Below are 18039 nucleotides of genomic sequence, written 5' to 3' on the forward strand. Positions count from 1 at the left end.
GGCAGTTCCGCGACAGGGGTTCTTCGCGGGCGAGGTATCACGGCGTTTTAGGCCAGCGCAAGGGACGAACGATGCCTGGACCAGATGCTTCATCTCCAAGAGGCTGGCGAGCACACGGCTCTTGCGCTATGGCTGCGCCGTCTTTTGCCGCTACGAGACGAGCCATGTCCTTCATCCCCGACAGTACGACGCTTATCCAGTTCTCCATCGCCACCTTCATCCTGGCGATCACGCCCGGGCCTGACATGACGCTGTTCGTCTCGCGCACGCTGAGCCAGGGCCGTGCCACCGGCTTTGCCTCCATGGCCGGCGCCTTGTGCGGCACGCTGATTCACACCACGCTGGTGGTGGTCGGCGTCTCGGCGCTGATCGTCGCCTCGCCGATGGCGTTCTTCGTGCTGAAGATTTTTGGCGCCGGCTATCTGGTCTTCCTGGCATGGCAGGCGATCACAAAAGGGTCGGCGTTTTCACCGGAGAAGAAGAGCGGGCCGCAGATCTCGCTGTTCCGCAGCTGGGCGGCGGGGCTCGGGGTCAATCTGCTCAACCCGAAGATCATCCTGTTCTTCATGACCTTCCTGCCGCAATTCGTCTCCGCGCATGATCCCGACGCGCCGGGAAAGCTGTTCTTCCTCGGCGCGATGTTCGTCGTGCTGGCGATCCCGGTAACGGCGCCGATGGTGCTGGCGGCGGAAAAATTCTCGGCCGTGATGAAATCCAGCCCGCGTGTGACCCGCGTCGTCGACTATCTGTTTGCCGGAGTTTTTTCGGCCTTCGCGCTCAAGATCCTGACGGCCCAGGCGAAATAGGGCGTCCGATCTGACGCCAGCTTCCGGCCGAGCGCCCGGCGCTCAGCCAGTAGAAAATACCGCCGACCATGCCGCAGCCGATCACCGCCAGCATGACGCTGGTATTGGTAACCTCGAAATTGGCATCGGCCGTCTGGTGGACGAAGCCAAGGAAGACCGCCGCCACCGCTGCGCCCGCCAGCGCATAGAACAGCCAGTCACGCCGGCCAAGGATCTCGGAGACGAGGATGGCGATGGCGGCCGGCATGAAGGCGAAATAGGCGACGAACAGCGCGACGAAGGGGATTGAAAACCACAGCGCCGCCTGCGCCGCCGGTTGCGTCTCGTCCGTTATCAGCCCAAGAGACGCCAGGAACATGACGTTAAGGAAGGCGCTTGCCGCCAGCGAAGCAACGCCGTAGCCGACAAGGATGACGGCGAAGCGGATCAGATAGGCGACGAGGCGGTTCACGCGAATTGTCCGGGCATTTGCAGGAACCGGCTCTCGACCAGGCGATAGACGGCTCCTGCCAAGCTTCCCGCAATGATTAGGGCCACCAACACGTCAACGTCCGGTGGCCTCTGTGCCGACGGATGCAGTTTCCAGACCGCAAATACGCACGTCCCAACGAAAGCTCCCCCGACGACAAAAAGAATCCAGCGTCTCGCCTCGAGAACTTGGGAAGCAATGACCATCGGGATTGCCAGCGGTGCGCCAAAGATGCCTGCGATCATCGCTCCAAGCAGCAACAGCGACCAACTATCTCGAGTGGACAGGAAAGCGGGAACACGCCACCACATCAGTGCATCGAGCAGGAAAAAGACCAGAGACATGGTGAAGGCAGCCAGGGCGTAGCAGAGCAAAGTCACTGCCAATCGCCTGAGGTATTTCACGCCTCGCCATGCCCCGCGATCATCATCGCTTCCAGCGCCAGCCGGTCGACCTTGCGCATGCGCTCGGAGTCCGACTTGAGCTGGCCGCAGGCGGCCAGGATGTCGCGGCCGCGCGGCGTGCGGATCGGCGAGGCATAGCCGGCATTGTTGATGTAATCGGCGAATTTCTCGATCGTTTCCCAGTCCGAGCACTGGTAGTTGGTGCCCGGCCACGGGTTGAACGGGATCAGATTGATCTTGGCCGGAATGCCCTTGAGCAGCTTGATCAGCGCCTTGGCGTCGTCGATGGAATCGTTGACGTCCTTCAGCATGACATATTCGAAGGTGATCCGCTTGGCGTTCGACAGGCCTGGATAGGCGCGGCAGGCAGCGATCAGATCCTTCAGCGGATACTTCTTGTTGATGGGCACCAAGAGATCGCGCAAATCGTCATTGGTGGCGTGCAGCGAGATCGCCAGCATGACGCCGATCTCCTCGCCGGTGCGGAAGATTTCGGGCACGACGCCGGAGGTCGACAGCGTGATGCGCCTCTTCGACAGGGAAAGCCCGTCGCCGTCGGATGCGATCAGCAGCGCCTTTTTCACCGCCTCGAAATTGTAGAGCGGCTCGCCCATGCCCATCATGACGACGTTGGACACTCTCCTGCCCTCGGCCGGCACGATGGCGCCGTCGGGCGTATCGCGGTCGGGGAAGTCGCCGAGCCGGTCGCGGGCGGTCAAGAGCTGGGCGAGGATTTCCTCCGCCGTCAGGTTGCGCACCAGCTTCTGCGTGCCGGTGTGGCAGAAGGAGCAGGTCAGCGTGCAGCCGACCTGCGAAGAGATGCACAGCGTGCCGCGGCCTTCTTCGGGAATGTAGACGGTCTCGATCTCGACCGGCCGGCCAGCGCCGCGCGGCGGAAAGCGGAACAGCCATTTGCGCGTTCCGTCGGAGGAAATCTGCTCCTCGACGATCTCGGGCCTGGCAACGGTGAAATGCGTGTCGAGGGCGGCGCGCAGATCCTTGGAGATATTGAACATGCCGGCAAAGTCGGAAACGCCGCGCACATAGATCCAATGCCAGAGCTGTTGGGCGCGCATTTTCGCCTGGCGCTCCGGCACGATGCCGGCGGCGACGAGGGCGGCCCCGAGTTCGGCGCGCGTCAAGCCGATCAGCGACGGCTTTTCAGGCGTCGTGTGGGTGCGCAACGCGTCACGCGCGCCTTCGGCGGTAAGATCGAATGTAAGGGTCATTGTTGCGCCAATATAAGCGATTTGCGGCCGAATACAGCATCGTGCCCGAAATCAAGCGCGGCGCATAGCACAGGTTAGCGGCGGAGTCATGCCGGGGTTCTTCCTTCTCCCCTTGTGGGAGAAGGGAAGACCGCGCCTAACCGCCTACTTGCACTTGGCGATCGAGGCCAGCGCCGCCGAGATGCCCTTCAGCGAGAAGACGTAGGTGGTGGTGTTGCCGCGGCCGGACTTGGCCGACACCTTCATGTCGGTGCCGGTCTTCATCGCGGCTATCAGCACCGGCTCCTCGGCGGCGTTCTCGACCCAGGCCGACTTGCCGCGCGTGAACATCGAAAAAGACTTCTTGTCGATGGTGACGGTGGCCTTGGAACCTTCCTGGAAGGTATAGCCGGCGATGAATTGCGGCTCGTAGGACACTTGCTGCCCAGGCCGCTGGCTGACGAAGAAGAACATGTCGCCGTGATCGAGCGTCGGCGGCTGCTTGTCGGTTGGCACCGTCAGGACATAGCAGACCTTGCCGCCGCCCGACGCCTGATAACTGTAGGTGCCCCAGGCATTATGCTGGCCGATCTTGGTTGCCGACTGCGCCAGCGCAGGCGCCGTCAAGGCCACCAGGGCCAGGCTGGAAACTATAGCAATCAATCCGCGCATCGCTTTTCCCGTATTCCACTGGTGCGGCGGCAGGCCGGCTCGGCGTCCTGCCCGTCGCTTCATTTTGATTTAATCTGGGTTACCAAACGGTGAAATTCCCCTGAGAAAAGGATGTTCACGCCAGGAAACCGCCGCCGTCTTCGCGCTGCCGCTCGAAAAAGCGGCTGGCGCAATGTCCCTGCCGCGACTTGGAGGCCACGAAAACGGCAAGAGTTTGACTTTTCAAGCAGCTAGGTCTTGCCGCGATTCTCGCTTTTTGAGGTGCGTGACGAATTTCCCTGCAGGCGGTACCATGTCTGCGTTCGCCGCTACGGCGCTCGGCCAGGGTGCCCTCCCTGGCGGCTTACGGGAGATTTGGCCATGGCCGTTTCCGAGACAGTCCTGATCCTCGCGGGCGGCACAGCCGTCCTGGCGATTGTGTTCGGCATTCGTGTCGCCATGCGGCGGACGGCCGGTGGCGCGGTGCGCCGGTCGGATGCCGGGGAGACGGCGGGCGGATCGGGCGCGCCCGACGTGGCCGGGGTCATTGCGCTGCCGCCTTTGATCTTCCTTGGCTTCCTGGTGGCGGCAACCGTGCTCGAGGTGCTCGTGCCGCTCCCGGTCATGGCCGGGCAGGCGCTCGCCCGCTATCTGACCGGCGCTGTGCTCGCGGTGTGCGGCTTCGTGTTCATCTTTATGGCGGCGGGCCGCTTTCAGGCCGCTGGCACCAACATACCACCGACCTTGCCGACGACGGCGCTGGTCGTCGACGGTATCTATCGGCGCACCAGGAATCCGTTCTATCTGGGAACGACCCTCGTCTATCTGGGCCTCGGCGTCGCGGCCGGAAGTCTTTGGGCTATCGCGCTCGTCATCCCCCTGCTGTGGGTGATCAATACCGGCGTTATCGCGCCGGAAGAGCGCTATCTCGAGCGGAAGTTCGGAGATGCCTATCGCGCCTACAAGGCGCGGGTGCGGCGGTGGGTTTGACGGCCGGAAAGTCTCGCGCGATTTTTTGCGCCGTACCGGCTCAGCTCTTGTCGGCGATGGCCTGCCTGGCGGCGAGCCGGTGCGCCGGCGTGATGTGGGCGCTGACGGCGGTAATCGCGGCGGTCAGCACGGCGATGTCGTCGGTGAAGCCTAGCCCAAGGATGAAATCGGGGATGACGTCCGTCGGCAGCACGAAATAGCCGAGCGCAGCCAGCAAGGTGCCCTTGGCGCGCAGCGGCGTCTTCTTGTCCATGGCACAGTAATAGGCGGCGACCACCTCTTCCATGAACGGGATCTGCCGGGCGGCCTTCTTCGCCGTACGCCAGAACTTTTCGCGCACTTCGCTCTCGTTGCCCGGCTTGCTGCCGAGGCCGAAGAAATCCTTCCGGCCGTCGCGTGACTTCACGCGTGACCGCGACGCAAAATGTGGTGAAAGCCGAACCTCGCTGCAAGGTGCAGATAGGCTCAGCCGCCGAAATAGCGGTTCATTTTCCTGGCCAGATCGAAATCCAGCGCGGTCAGGCCGCCGGCGTCGTGCGTGTTGAGGGTCACGTTTACCGTCTTGTAGACGTTCGACCAGTCGGGATGGTGGTCCATCTTCTCCGCGGCCAGGGCAACGCGGGTCATGAAGGCAAAGGCTTCGGAGAAATTCTTGAAGGTGAAGCTGCGGGTGATCGAGCCACCATCCTTGGCCAGCGACCAGCCGTCGAGGCCGGCAAGTTCGGCGCGGATCGCCTCTTTTGCTAGTTTCTCCCTGGCCATGTCCGTCTACCGCATGATCCGCGAAGCGTCGGCGGCGCCGACCAAACGGCTGGCGACGCGGTTGTCGGCACCTGAAAGCGGCCAGGCCTCCTCGACGACGTAAGGCCCGCCGCCAACCGAATCGCGCGACGACATCAGCACGAAGCGGCCGACCCGGAACGGCAGCGTCGAAAAATTGCCGCGTGCCGACAGGTACTGGGCGACGTCGAGCGGGCTCGAATTGCGCAGGCGGGCCAGCGTCACATGCGGCATGAACTTGCGCGGGTCGGCCGGGATGCCGAGCCGCTGGCAGATGCGCTCGATCTCGGCCTGCAATGCGGAAAGATCGGGCGAAGCGGCGACCCCGGCCCACACCGCATGCGGCTTCTTCTGGCCGAAGGCGCCGACGCCGGACAGCGTCAGCGGGAAGGACGGGCGGTGAACACGGTCAAGCGCATTGGCGATGTCGTCGGCGACATGGCCCTCGACATCGCCGATGAAGCGCAGCGTCAGATGATAGTTTTCGACATCGATCCAGCGGGCTCCGGGCAGGCCGCCCCTGAGCAGGGACAGTGAAAGAGCGGCATCACGCGGTATCTCGAGGGCGGTAAAAAGACGCGGCATGGGAAGCCTCCTGTCCTCGAATCGAACTCTTGCCCCTAGCGAATCATCGATATTCAAACGGGGCAAGGGGTTTGTTGGTCGCAGGCCTGCCTAAAAGCTTCCCCTGCGGAAGGTGTTGCGACGGCGAACCCTCGCCTTCAGGAATTGCCCCGGACCGCTTCAATGGTCTTCTCCACACTGGGCAGGATACCCTCGACGATGCGGTCGACGCCTCGGGCGTTTGGATGAAGGCCGTCCTCGAGTTGCAGGACGGATTGACCGGCGATGCCCTCGAGAAAGAAAGGATAGAGCGGCACGCCATATTTTTCAGCCAGTCTCGGAAAGGTCGCGTCAAAGGCGTTCTGGTAGTCGGCGCCGAGATTGGGCGCCGCGCGCATTCCGGCCAGCAAAACGGCGATCTTGCGCTGCTTCAGCTTTGCCAGCATGGCGTCCAGGTTCTTTTCCGCTATGGCGGGCGAAACGCCGCGCAGCATGTCATTGGCGCCGAGCTCCAGGATGACCAGCTGCGTGCCGTCCGGCACCGACCAGTCGAGCCGCGACAGGCCGCCGCTCGTCGTATCGCCGGAGACGCCGGCATTGGCGACCGTGACATCGTAGCCCTTGGCGCGCAGCGCCGCCTGCAACTTCTCGGTGAAGCCCTGACCTGGCCCGAGGCCATAACCCGCCATCAAGCTGTCGCCGAAACCGACAATGGTGAACGGTTCGGCGCGCGCCGACGAAATGGCGCCGCAAATGGCGAGGAAAAGGGCGAAGGCTGCGGCAAAGGTGTGTTTGAAAGCCATGCGGCAGGCCCCATATGACCAGGAACATCTGTTGGCGAAGGCAGGTTTTCGTCTTTGTCGAGCATCGGATGCTCTAGCCTTCATCCCCCATATAGGACGATTTGATTTTGGAAGAAGCCGTCATTTCGCTGAAAGACGTATCGCTGACGCTCGGCGAAGGTGCATCCTCGGTCCATGTGCTGAAGGGCGTCAGCCTCGATGTGGCGGGCGGCGAAGCGACAGGCATCGTTGGACCTTCAGGTTCGGGAAAGTCGACATTGCTGATGGTTTTGGCCGGGCTTGAAAGGGTCGATTCGGGGACGGTCCGAATTGCCGGCGAGCTGCTCAACGGCAAAAGCGAAGATCAGATCGCATCGTTTCGGGGACGAAACATCGGCATCGTGTTCCAGTCTTTCCATCTCATCCCTAATATGACGGCGCTGGAAAACGTTGCTGTCCCGCTGGAGCTTGCCGGCCATGTCGATCCATTCGGCGTGGCGGCGCGCGAGCTGGCGGCGGTCGGTCTCAGCGATCGCGTCACCCATTACCCCGGCGAATTGTCTGGCGGCGAGCAGCAGCGCGTGGCGATCGCCCGGGCGCTGGCGCCGTCGCCGCGCATCCTGATCGCCGACGAGCCGACCGGCAATCTCGACCAGGCAACGGGGCGGCACGTCGCCGACCTGCTGTTTGCCAAGGCGGCCGAACGCGGCATGACGCTGGTGCTGGTCACGCATGACCCGCTACTCGCGGTGCGCTGCTCGCGCCAGGTGTCGATGCGGTCGGGGCTGATCGAAGACGCGCCTAACCCGGCCACCAGGGCTGGCAAGGTGACCGCATGATGCCGCTGGCGCGCACGCTGAGGCTCGCCTTTCGGTTTTCGCTGCGCGAAATGCGTGGCGGGCTGTCCGGCTTCCTGATCTTCCTTGCCTGCATCGCGCTCGGCGTCGCTGCGATCGGCGGCGTCAATTCGGTGGCGCAGGCTATTTCCGCCGGTGTTGCCGACCAGGGCCAGACGCTGCTCGGCGGTGATCTCCGCTTCCAGCTCAACCAGCGCGATCCGACCAGAGCCGAACGCAGCTTCCTCGACCGGCTTGGCACGGTTTCGCACAGCGCCAATATGCGCTCGATGGCGAGGCTCGAGGACGGCTCCGACCAGGCGCTGGTCGAGGCCAAGGCGGTCGACGGCGCCTATCCGCTCTATGGTGCGCTGGAGACCGAGCCGGTGCTGTCGCGAGAGGATCTGTTCGGCGAAAAATCCGGCGTCTTCGGCGCCGCCGCCCCGGACCTCTTGTTCGAGCGGCTGAACCTTGGCATCGGTGACCGGCTAAAGCTCGGCAGCGCGACGTTCGAGCTGCGCGCCAGGCTGGTCAACGAGCCGGATGCAGTGTCGGATGGCTTCGGTTTTGCGCCGCGGCTGATGGTGTCGACCGACGGGCTTGCCGCTTCCGGCCTGATCCAGCCGGGCAGCCTGGTCGAGAACGCCTATAAGGTCCGCCTGCCCGGCGGCACCACTGAGGCACAGATCAAGGCGATCCAGGAGCAGGCGGCAAACCAGTTCCCGCGGGCCGGCTGGTCGATCCGCACCCGCAGCAACGCAGCGCCGGCGCTGTCCTCCAACATCGAACGGTTTTCGCAATTCCTGACGCTGGTTGGGTTGACGGCGCTGGTGGTCGGCGGCGTCGGCGTGGCCAATGCCGTGCGTGCCTATCTCGACGGCAAGCGCGGCGTCATCGCCACCTTCAAGAGCCTGGGGGCTTCGGGCGGGTTCGTCTTTGCCGTCTATCTGGTGCAGATCCTGATGATCGCCGCCCTCGGCATCACGCTAGGCCTTGTGCTTGGCGCGCTGATGCCGTTCGCGGCCAGCGCGGCACTCCAATCGGTCATTCCAGTGCCGGCGGAAGGTGGGTTCTATCCCGGCGCCCTCGGCATGGCAGCGCTGTTCGGGCTGCTGGTGACGCTGGCTTTCGCCTTGCTGCCGCTCGGCCGCGCACGCGACGTGCCGGCAACGGCGCTGTTTCGCGAAATGGGTTTCGAGGGCCGCGGTTTTCCCCGCCCGCTCTATATCGCCGCGGCATTGGGCATCGCGCTGCTGCTCGCGGTACTGGCGATCCTGTTTTCCGGCGACCGCCGTATTGCCTCGATCTTCGTTGGCGCCACGATCTTTTCGTTCCTGGTGCTGCGTGTGGTCGGCTCGCTGGTGCAGTGGGCGGCGAAGAAAAGCCCGCGCGTGCGCTCGACCGCGCTCAGGCTCGCCATCGGCAACATCCATCGGCCTGGCGCCTTGACGCCGTCCGTGGTGCTGTCGTTGGGACTCGGGCTGACGCTGCTGGTGACGCTGGCGCTGATCGACGGCAATCTCAGGCGGCAGATCTCGGGCAGCCTGCCGGAAAGGGCACCGAACTTCTTCTACGTCGATATCCAGAGCGGTGACGTCGATGCCTTCTCCGCGCTGGTCGGCAAAGAGGCACCGCAAGGCAGGCTGATCAAGGTGCCGATGCTGCGCGGCCGGGTGATGGCGCTCAACGGCGTCGATGTCGACAAGGTCAAGGTTCCGGCCGAAGGCGCCTGGGTACTGCGCGGCGATCGCGGCCTGACCTATGACGCAAAGCTGCCGGAGAATGCGACGCTGACCGAGGGCAGCTGGTGGCCGGAGAACTATGCCGGCGAGCCGCTGGTCTCGTTTTCCGCCGAGGAAGGCAAAGAGATCGGGCTGAAGCTCGGCGACACCATCACCGTCAACGTGCTCGGCCGCAACATCACGGCCAAGATCGCCAATTTCCGCCAGGTCGAATGGGAAACCATGGGCATCAATTTCGTCATGGTGTTCTCGCCCAACACATTCGCCGGTGCGCCGCATGGCTGGTTGGCGACGCTGACCGAGACGAATGCGTCGGCAGCCGACGATGCGCATCTTCTCAACGCCGTCACGCGTGCCTTTCCCGCGGTGACGACGGTCAGGGTCAAGGACGCGCTCGAAATCGTCAACCGGCTGGTGGCGCAGCTCGGCACAGCAATCAGGGCAGCAGCGGGCGTGGCGTTGATCGCCTCGGTGCTGGTGCTGGCCGGGGCGCTCGCCGCCGGCAACCGGGCTCGCATTCACGACGCGGTGGTGCTGAAGACCCTGGGTGCGACCAGGAAAACGCTGATCGCCGCGTTTTCGCTGGAATACATGCTGATCGGCCTTGCCACTGCGATCTTCGCGCTGGCGGCGGGCGGTGTGGCGGCATGGTTCGTCGTCGCGCGCATCATGACGCTGCCATCGCATTTCATGCCCGAAGTGGCGGTGGCGACCATCGGCTTTTCGCTGGTGGTCACGGTCGGCATCGGCCTTGCCGGCACGTGGCGGGTGCTGGGCCACAAGGCGGCGCCGGTGCTCCGAAATCTTTGAGCCAGAGCCGGTTTTGATTAAATCTCGGTAATGTTCCGGGCGGGGAAGGCCAATAAAACCGTATCTCTGGCACTTCACGGAGCATTACGCTTGGTTACGGTCTTGTCCTTTACGCCAAGAACCATCATATTTCGGCGCAGGCATGCTGGAGCCCCGCCAGCGGCGCCTGGGTTCAAAAGGACCTGACACCGGACGGGGCAGAAGCAATATGAGGATTTCCATGGCTGATCCCGTTCGCAATTATCAGACGCGCGCCGTGCCCGGCGCCGGCGTCGATGCTGCCATCGACCAGGGCCTGCGGGCCTACATGATTAAGGTCTACAATCTGATGGGGCTTGGCCTCCTCATCACCGGCCTTGCTGCGGTCGGCACAATCATGCTGGCCACCACCAGCGATCCCGCCTCGGCCGTCGCGACGTTGCCAAGCGGCGAGATGCTGACCTCGTTCGGCTACGCGATCTTCGGCTCGCCGCTGAAATGGCTGGTGATCTTCGCCCCTCTGGCAGCGGTGATGTTCCTGTCGTTCCGAGTCCAGTCGATGAGCGTTTCGGCCGCGCAGACGACGTTCTGGGTCTACGCCGGCCTCGTCGGCCTGTCGCTGTCGTCGATCTTCCTGGTCTACACCACCGCCAGTATCTCGCAGACCTTCTTCGCCACCGCCGCCGCCTTTGGCGGGCTGTCGCTCTACGGCTACACGACCAAGCGCGATCTCTCGGCGTTCGGGTCGTTCCTGGTCATGGGCCTGGTCGGCCTGATCATCGCGATGGTGATCAACATCTTCCTGCAGTCGTCGGCGCTTTCCTTCGCCGTTTCGGCGATCGGCGTGCTGATCTTCGCGGGCCTCACCGCCTACGACACGCAGAACATCAAGGAGATGTACTTCGAGGGCGACGAGACTGATGTCGCCGGCCGCAAGGCGATTATGGGCGCATTGAGGCTCTATCTCGACTTCATCAACCTATTTATGTTTCTGCTGCAGTTCATGGGCGACCGTCGCTAAATACGGTTTTCCTGGACCAGCGAGTTTGGAAAGGGCGGCCCAATGGCCGCTCTTTTCTTTTGTGCCGGCTTTTGCTGTGATATAGGCAGATGAACGACGTGCCTAAATTATGAGCAGCATCACCTTGCGGGCCGCGACGTCGGCCGATCTCGACCGGATCACGGAAATCTATGCCGACGCGGTGACGAATGGCACGGCGAGCTATGAACTCGAACCGCCAAGCCGCACCGAGATGGGCGCGCGCTTCGACAGCCTGATGGCGGGCGGCTTTCCCTATCTCGTGGCGGAAAAGGCCGGCGGCGTGCTCGGCTATGCCTATGCCGGGGCGTTCCGGCCACGCCCGGCCTACCGCTTCGTCGTTGAGGATTCCGTCTATGTCGCGCCCGAGGCCAAAGGGCAAGGCGTCGGGCTGCTCCTGATGCAAGGGCTGATCGAAGCGGCCAAGGCGGCGGGCTTTCGCCAGATCATCGCGGTGATCGGCGACGGCCGGCACGACAGCGCCTCGGTACGGCTGCACGAAAAGCTCGGCTTTCGCCATTCCGGCCGCCTGGAAGGCTCAGGCTACAAGCACGGACGCTGGCTGGACACGGTGTTCATGCAACTGCCGATCAATGGCGGGGCGTCCATCCCGCCTGATGCGCAATCGCTGCCCGAGCGGAAGTTCCGCCAGCAAAAATAAAGAGTTACGCCTCGACCAGCTTCAGTGTTCGGTCGAACACGCCAAGCACCCGGCCGAGTTCCTGGCCGCGCTTGAGGATGCGCCCGCCGGCGGCGATGACGGCGAACGCGCCTTGCCGGCGCGCCAGCTTCGGATCCTTGACGATCTGGAAAAGCGGCACTTCGCTGGTGCGGCGGAAGACGGAAAAAACGGCGCGGTCGGCGAGATGGTCGATGGCATAGTCGCGCCACTCGTTGGCGGCAACCATACGGCCGTAGAGCCTGAGGATCTGGTCCAGTTCGCGCCGGTCGAACCGCACCGGCTGGTCCAGGCGTTCGCGTCTTGCCTCATGCAGCGGGATCAATATTGCGGATGCGTCCCCATCCTCCGTCCCGCTGCTGCGATCAGTCATGCCTGGATCCTCGCAATGAATCGTACGCCGACCAAAGTTGGCGCTTTCGTTGCCGAATTGCAAGGCCCGGCCGGGCAAGGCCAGCACCGCGCGGTTTCTCCAGCGTCCAGTCACGTTTGCGAAACGCCTGTTGGAATTGGTGATGCTTCGCCACAATCCTGCCTTTTTTTATCCGTGCTCATGCCCCAATGTCCGACGAATTTACCGGTGTTGCCTGAGACGGTTCGGTCCGGCACCGGCTCGTAAACCCCAAGCCCCCCGCCCACGGGTCTGCGTCGGATCGAACCAACCTCGGTTTTTCCTTGGAAAGATCGGGTGCGACGATCCCAAAACCTAAATGACCGGCGTCAGAAGCAAGCTGACGCCGGTTTTTTATTGGCCGGAGCCGTGGCGGTGCGATCCGTCCGGATTGGCTGCCATCAGAAGGTTGAGCGCGGTTCTCCCTTCTCCCCTTGTGGGAGAAGGTGTCGCCGAAGGCGACGGATGAGGGGTGTTCCAGCTTGGCAATTTCCTTGAAATCGCCGCCGCCTCAATTCTTCCAGCACCCCTCAACCGTCTCGGCGCTGCGCGCCGATCCACCTTCTCCCACAAGGGGAGAAGGAGAGGTCCCCGCTTAAGGCTTGCGGATAAAGGCTGCACCCAGGATCGGACCGGGCATGCCGTCCTTGCCGACCGACTGCAGCAGCACGGCGCAGCCGCCCTTCTTGGCGATCTCGCTCATCGGCAGTTCGTAGCGCTGCGCCTTGCCGTGCCACATGCCGGCGGTCTGGATGGTGGAGACGGCGTTCCAGTAGGTCATGCTGCGGCCGCTGTTTTCGCCCTTGCCGATCTTTATCGTCTGTGGCGGGTTGAAATAGACGATGACGACATGCGCGTCGGTGGGGCCGCTAACGGCGTCGCCGGCATCGATCATGACGCGATCGCTGGTCCGGCTGACCTTGATGCCGACGCGCATGCCTTCGCCGACCCTCTCCATGCGGGCCAGCGCGCCGTCGACTTCCTCGCGGCTGGCGCCGTTGACATGGCTGCGGCCGTTTATGACGGCTTGCGGGGTGTAGACGGAACGACTGCCGAAGGCGCGCATATACTCGTATTGCCGCTCGGTATTTTCCTTGCGGCTCAGCGTGTCCTGCCAGCCGAGGTAATCCCAATAATCGACATGATAGGCGAGCGCGACGATGTCCTCCTTGGCGGCAAGCTCGGCGAAGAATTCGTCGGCCGGCGGACAGGAGTTGCATCCCTGGCTGGTGAAGAGCTCGACGACGCCTAATGGCTTGTCGGTTGGCTCGGCAAGGGCCCTGCCGGCAAACGCCGAGAGGGCCAGCGCAAGGGCCGCAAGCCGCAATGGTCTTCGAGATGGCATGGCCGTTCCGATCCCGCCGGTGACGCCGGCTTTGTTCTGGTTGTCGAAATATGTGGCAGAAGCGGCAGTCAACGGGAAGTCACGTTGCGGTGAAATTTTGCCGTTGCAACCGCTGGCAAGGGCGCAATAGGTGGACTTGCACTTCACGATGGAAGCGATTCGGGCGGCAATCAGCATGTGGCAATCTCTCCTGGCGCCGGTCGACCTCTATTGCGAACGGACGGGGCCGGAATTCTGGGCCGAACCGCTCAATGCGCTGAGCAATCTGGCTTTTTTTGCCGCCGGGCTATGGGGTGTCTGGCAGGTGCGCAAGCGCGGCACCGGCACCTTCGCCGAAGTGCTGGCCTGGTGGGTGGTGGCGATCGGCATCGGCTCGTCGCTGTTCCATACCTTTGCCACAAGGGCAATGATCCTGGCCGACGTGCTGCCCATTGCAGGGTTCACGCTGGCCTACACGCTGTTCAACCTGCGACGTTTTCTCGGCATGAAATGGGGCAGGGCGATCGCCATCTTCGTCGCCTTTTACGCCGTTGCCGGGCTGGTGACCTTTGCCGTGCCCGACTGGCTGCGCCAGGCGTCGAACGGGACGACCGGCTATCTGCCTCCGTTTCTGGCGCTCGCCTTCTTCGGCGCCTGGGTGGCGGCCAGCGGCAATCGCGCCGGCTGGTACAATCTGGCGGGTTCGGCGATCTTCGTCGTGTCGGTCATCTGCAGGATGATCGATCCGCTGGTCTGCGGCGGCTTTCCGCTCGGCACGCATTTCCTGTGGCACATATTCAACGGGCTGATGCTCGGCGTGCTGCTGGCGGCGACAGCGCGGTTTGGCAAGCCAAGACAGGGCAGTAGGGCAGTAGGGGAATAAGTCGCTTCTCTTTGCTTCACCCTACTGCCCTACTCCCTTATTGCCCTACTCCCTTAAGCGGCCAGATCGCGCAGCACGTATTGCAGGATGCCTCCATTCTTGAAGTAGTCGAGCTCGTCCAGCGTATCGATGCGGCAGATGATCGGAACCTCTTTGACGCTGCCGTCGCCGTAGGTGATCCTGGCGATCATCTTCTGCCGCGGCTTGATGTTGCTCAGTCCGTCGATCTCGACCAGTTCGTCGCCCTTGAGGTTGAGCGAGGCCCATGAGGTGCCTTCCTCGAAGACGAAGGGGATCACGCCCATGCCGACCAAATTGGAGCGGTGGATGCGCTCGAAGGACTGGGCGATGACCGCGCGGACGCCCAGCAAATTGGTGCCCTTGGCCGCCCAGTCACGCGACGAGCCGTTGCCATATTCGACGCCGGCGAAGATGACCAGCGGCACGCCTTCCTTCTTGTAGCGCATCGCGGCGTCGTAGATCGATTCCTCTTCTTTCGAGGGGTAATGGATGGTGTAGCCGCCCTCGCGGCCGTTCTCGCCCAGCATATGGTTGCGGATGCGGATATTGGCGAAGGTGCCGCGCATCATCACCTCATGATTGCCGCGGCGCGTGCCGTACTGGTTGAAATCGGCGACGCCGACGCCGTGGTCGGTGAGATACTTGCCGGCCGGCGAGGCCGCCTTGATCGAACCGGCCGGCGAAATGTGGTCGGTGGTGATCTTGTCGCCGAACAGACCGAGCACACGCGCGCCCTTGATATCGCCGATCTTGCCGAAGCCTGACTTCATGCCGGCGAAATAGGGCGGGTTCTGCACATAGGTCGAATTGTCGTCCCAGGCATAGGTCTGGCCTTCCGGCGCCTTGACGTTCTGCCAGTACTCGTCGCCCTTGAAGACGTCGGCATATTTGCGGGCGAACAATTCGCGCGTGACGTTCTTCTCGATGAATTCTTGGATCTCGACCGAACTTGGCCAGATGTCTTTGAGATAGATCGGACTGCCGTTGCGATCGTCGCCGAGCGGCTCGGTGGTCAGATCTTTGGTCACCGTCCCGGCCAGCGCGTGGGCGACGACCAGCGGCGGCGAGGCGAGATAGTTCGCCTGCACGTCGGGCGAGACGCGGCCTTCGAAATTGCGGTTGCCGGACAAAACTGCCGCAGCAATCAAGCCCTTATCGTTGATGGTCTTGGAGATCGGCGCCGGCAACGGGCCGGAATTGCCGATGCAGGTGGTGCAGCCGAAGCCGACCAGGTTGAAGCCGATCTGGTCGAGCTCCTTCTGCAGGCCGGATTTCTCGAGATATTCGGCGACGACCTGGCTGCCCGGCGCCAATGAGGTCTTGACCCACGGCTTCTGCTTGAGGCCGAGCCGGTTGGCATTGCGCGCCAACAGCCCGGCGCCGATCAGCACGCTCGGGTTCGAGGTGTTGGTGCAGGAGGTGATGGCGGCGATGACCACATCGCCATGGCCAAGATCGTAGTTCGTGCCCTCGACGGCATAGCGCTTGTCGATTTCGGCGGCCTTCTTGTATTCGGACTCCATGGCCTTGGCGAAGCCGGCCGGAATGTCTTCAAGTGCGACCCGGCCTTCCGGCCGCTTCGGGCCGGCCATCGACGGGACGACACTGCCGAGATCGAGCTCCAGCAGGTCGGTGAAGACCGGATCGGCCGAGCCGGCATCGCGCCACAAGCCTTGCGCCTTAGAATAAGCCTCGACCAGGGCGATGCGGCTTTCGTCGCGACCGGACATTGTGAGATAGCGGATGGTTTCGCTGTCGACCGGGAAGAAGCCGCAGGTGGCGCCATATTCCGGCGCCATGTTGCCGATGGTGGCGCGGTCGGCCAGCGTCATGTTGGACAGGCCCGGCCCGAAGAATTCGACGAACTTGCCGACGACGCCCTTCTTGCGCAGCATCTGGGTGACGGTGAGCACCAGGTCGGTGGCGGTGACGCCTTCCCTCAGCCTGCCGGTGAGCCGGAAGCCGATGACTTCAGGCAGCAGCATGGAGACCGGCTGGCCAAGCATCGCGGCCTCCGCCTCGATGCCGCCGACGCCCCAGCCGAGAACGCCGAGGCCGTTGATCATCGTGGTATGTGAATCGGTGCCGACGCAGGTGTCGGGATAGGCGGTGGTCTCGCCGTCTTCGCTGTTGGTCCACACGACCTGACCGAGATATTCGAGATTGACCTGATGGCAGATGCCAGTGCCGGGCGGCACGACGCGGAAATTGCGGAACGCCTGCTGGCCCCATTTCAGGAATTTGTAGCGTTCCTCGTTGCGCTCATATTCAAGCTCGACATTGCGGGCGAAAGCCAGTGGCGTGCCGAATTCGTCGACGATGACCGAGTGGTCGATGACCAGATCGACCGGCACCAGCGGATTGATCTTTTGCGGGTCGCCGCCGAGCGAGGCCATGGCGTCGCGCATGGCGGCAAGGTCGACCACGGCTGGAACGCCGGTGAAATCCTGCATCAGCACGCGAGCCGGGCGATAGGCGATCTCGACGCCGGCGGTGCCCCGGTCGGTCAGCCAGCCGGCGACCGCCTGGATGCTCTCCTTGGTAACGGAACGGCCGTCCTCGTTGCGCAGCAGATTCTCCAGCAGCACCTTCATCGAATAGGGCAATTGGGCAATACCGGTGAGGCCGTTCTTTTCGGCCTCGACAAGGTCATAGTAGATGTACTCGGTGCCGCTGGCGGTCAGCGTGCGGCGGCAATTGAAGCTGTCGAGTGATTTGGACACGTGCGATCCCTAACTGTCGGTTGCCGGAAGGGAACGGACGCCAGTGGGCATGCAAATCACGCGCAAAGGTGCGGGTACGGCCATTTCCGCTATCCGTTCCCAAGCGTCCGGGCCGTTCAAGGCGGCACGCGCGCTGGTTCGGCGCAAATTCGGTTCCCGTGCCGACCGCTGGCACGGATGATGCGGATATAGAGAATTTTCTGGAATAGTTCTAGACACGGATTCGCCATTTTTGCTGCGGCGCACCGAAGCCGCACCTGAACTTTCGGCGAAGGGGGACGGATGCGGCTGATCGCCGAAAATCTGGGCGGCGAACGCGGCGGCGAGACGGTATTTTCCGGCATCGAATTCGCGCTGGGGGATGGCCAGGCGCTGGTCGTCACCGGGCCGAACGGCGCCGGCAAATCGACGCTGCTCAGGATCGTCGCCGGACTGTTGCCAGTGGCGGCAGGCCGTGTGCGGTTCGAAGGTGGTGGCGAGGACTTTCCGTCGGCCGCCTCGGCCTGTCACTATCTCGGCCACCTCAACGCGATGAAGACGGCGCTGAGCGTTACGGAAAACCTGTGCTTCTGGCGCGATTTTTCGGGCGCCGGTTCCGTGGGTGTTGAAGAGGCGCTGGAAACCGTCGGGCTGGGCGGCATCGGCCATCTGCCGTTCGGCTATCTCTCGACCGGGCAACGCCGCCGCGCGGCGATTGCAAAACTGCTGGTAAGCCACCGGCCATTGTGGCTGCTCGATGAGCCGACGGCAGGACTGGACAAGGCTTCGGAGGAGAGGTTCGGCGAATTGATGGGGAAGCACCTCGAGAGTGGGGGGATCGTGGTTGCGGCGACGCATTTGCCGCTGGGGATCGAGGGGGCGGAGGGGCTGGTGATGGGCGAGGCCGCTTGATGTTGGTGCTCTATGCGATGGAACTCCATCCTTTGCTTGGCCTTCATGCATGCATCGGGACCAAACC

The 18039-nt window shown here is 63.2% G+C and carries 19 protein-coding genes; 8 read left to right on the top strand and 11 right to left on the bottom strand.

Going from position 1 to position 18039, the window contains the following annotated elements; genetic code table 11:
• Positions 1-164: 164 nt before the first annotated feature.
• Positions 165-806, top strand: coding sequence for a LysE family translocator (locus NKI24_RS24275; RefSeq protein WP_352470836.1), 642 nt, complete (start codon positions 165-167; stop codon positions 804-806).
• On the opposite strand, the gene NKI24_RS24280 is transcribed toward NKI24_RS24275, so the two are convergent.
• From NKI24_RS24280 to NKI24_RS24295, 4 genes are all read right to left on the bottom strand, one after another.
• On the bottom strand, positions 778-1257 hold the full coding sequence (locus tag NKI24_RS24280) for a hypothetical protein (protein ID WP_352470835.1): 480 nt from the start codon (positions 1255-1257) through the stop codon (positions 778-780). The two genes, NKI24_RS24275 and NKI24_RS24280, sit on opposite strands and share 29 nt — an antisense overlap.
• On the bottom strand, positions 1254-1679 hold the full coding sequence (locus NKI24_RS24285; RefSeq protein ID WP_352470834.1) for a hypothetical protein: 426 nt from the start codon (positions 1677-1679) through the stop codon (positions 1254-1256). Before NKI24_RS24285 ends, NKI24_RS24280 begins: the two co-directional genes overlap by 4 nt.
• A complete protein-coding gene (rlmN, locus tag NKI24_RS24290) occupies positions 1676-2908 on the bottom strand; it encodes a dual-specificity RNA methyltransferase RlmN (protein WP_352748284.1) in 1233 nt (410 codons plus the stop codon). The genes NKI24_RS24285 and rlmN overlap by 4 nt, the downstream gene beginning before the upstream one ends.
• A gap of 144 nt (positions 2909-3052) precedes the next feature.
• Complete coding sequence (locus tag NKI24_RS24295; RefSeq protein ID WP_023721899.1) at positions 3053-3559, bottom strand: invasion associated locus B family protein; 507 nt, start codon at positions 3557-3559, stop codon at positions 3053-3055.
• Between the two features lie 360 nt (positions 3560-3919).
• On the opposite strand from NKI24_RS24295, the gene NKI24_RS24300 reads away from it, so the two are divergent.
• Positions 3920-4528 carry a methyltransferase family protein gene (locus NKI24_RS24300; RefSeq protein WP_352456357.1) on the top strand — a complete coding sequence of 203 codons (609 nt, stop codon included), beginning with the start codon at positions 3920-3922 and terminating at the stop codon, positions 4526-4528.
• Between the two features lie 40 nt (positions 4529-4568).
• On the opposite strand, the gene NKI24_RS24305 is transcribed toward NKI24_RS24300, so the two are convergent.
• From NKI24_RS24305 to NKI24_RS24320, 4 genes are all read right to left on the bottom strand, one after another.
• Complete coding sequence (locus NKI24_RS24305; RefSeq protein ID WP_352749004.1) at positions 4569-4934, bottom strand: YkvA family protein; 366 nt, start codon at positions 4932-4934, stop codon at positions 4569-4571.
• Between the two features lie 59 nt (positions 4935-4993).
• On the bottom strand, positions 4994-5290 hold the full coding sequence (locus NKI24_RS24310; RefSeq protein ID WP_023679826.1) for a 4a-hydroxytetrahydrobiopterin dehydratase: 297 nt from the start codon (positions 5288-5290) through the stop codon (positions 4994-4996).
• Between the two features lie 6 nt (positions 5291-5296).
• On the bottom strand, positions 5297-5893 hold the full coding sequence (gene thpR / locus NKI24_RS24315; RefSeq protein WP_352450198.1) for an RNA 2',3'-cyclic phosphodiesterase: 597 nt from the start codon (positions 5891-5893) through the stop codon (positions 5297-5299).
• A gap of 137 nt (positions 5894-6030) precedes the next feature.
• Positions 6031-6675, bottom strand: a complete 645-nt coding sequence (locus tag NKI24_RS24320; protein WP_352450197.1) for an arylesterase — start codon at positions 6673-6675, stop codon at positions 6031-6033.
• A 107-nt stretch (positions 6676-6782) separates the two neighbouring features.
• On the opposite strand from NKI24_RS24320, the gene NKI24_RS24325 reads away from it, so the two are divergent.
• From NKI24_RS24325 to NKI24_RS24340, 4 genes are all read left to right on the top strand, one after another.
• Positions 6783-7493, top strand: a complete 711-nt coding sequence (locus NKI24_RS24325; RefSeq protein WP_352749007.1) for an ABC transporter ATP-binding protein — start codon at positions 6783-6785, stop codon at positions 7491-7493.
• The gene (locus NKI24_RS24330; protein ID WP_352749064.1) at positions 7493-10042 is read left to right on the top strand and encodes an ABC transporter permease; all 2550 of its coding nucleotides are present in this window, start codon (positions 7493-7495) and stop codon (positions 10040-10042) included. The genes NKI24_RS24325 and NKI24_RS24330 overlap by 1 nt, the downstream gene beginning before the upstream one ends.
• A gap of 220 nt (positions 10043-10262) precedes the next feature.
• Entirely contained in the window at positions 10263-11042 is a 780-nt protein-coding gene (locus NKI24_RS24335) for a Bax inhibitor-1/YccA family protein (protein ID WP_254817871.1), read from the top strand.
• Between the two features lie 109 nt (positions 11043-11151).
• Positions 11152-11721, top strand: coding sequence for a GNAT family N-acetyltransferase (locus NKI24_RS24340; protein ID WP_352680609.1), 570 nt, complete (start codon positions 11152-11154; stop codon positions 11719-11721).
• 4 nt (positions 11722-11725) lie between these two features.
• On the opposite strand, the gene NKI24_RS24345 is transcribed toward NKI24_RS24340, so the two are convergent.
• A complete protein-coding gene (locus tag NKI24_RS24345; RefSeq protein ID WP_031212724.1) occupies positions 11726-12112 on the bottom strand; it encodes a DUF2794 domain-containing protein in 387 nt (128 codons plus the stop codon).
• Positions 12113-12725: 613 nt separating this feature from the next.
• On the bottom strand, positions 12726-13475 hold the full coding sequence (locus tag NKI24_RS24350; protein WP_352450193.1) for a DUF1223 domain-containing protein: 750 nt from the start codon (positions 13473-13475) through the stop codon (positions 12726-12728).
• Positions 13476-13650: 175 nt separating this feature from the next.
• Between NKI24_RS24350 and NKI24_RS24355 the strand changes: the two genes are divergently transcribed.
• A complete protein-coding gene (locus tag NKI24_RS24355; protein ID WP_352450192.1) occupies positions 13651-14337 on the top strand; it encodes a ceramidase domain-containing protein in 687 nt (228 codons plus the stop codon).
• Positions 14338-14390: 53 nt separating this feature from the next.
• On the opposite strand, the gene acnA is transcribed toward NKI24_RS24355, so the two are convergent.
• Positions 14391-17081: an aconitate hydratase AcnA gene (acnA, locus tag NKI24_RS24360; RefSeq protein WP_352450191.1), complete on the bottom strand. Its 2691-nt coding sequence runs from the start codon at positions 17079-17081 to the stop codon at positions 14391-14393.
• 282 nt (positions 17082-17363) lie between these two features.
• On the opposite strand from acnA, the gene ccmA reads away from it, so the two are divergent.
• Positions 17364-17972 carry a heme ABC exporter ATP-binding protein CcmA gene (gene ccmA, locus NKI24_RS24365; protein WP_352680606.1) on the top strand — a complete coding sequence of 203 codons (609 nt, stop codon included), beginning with the start codon at positions 17364-17366 and terminating at the stop codon, positions 17970-17972.
• Positions 17973-18039 lie beyond the last annotated feature (67 nt).

This window comes from Mesorhizobium sp. M0701 (assembly GCF_040320365.1).
Taxonomy (GTDB): Bacteria; Pseudomonadota; Alphaproteobacteria; order Rhizobiales; family Rhizobiaceae; genus Mesorhizobium.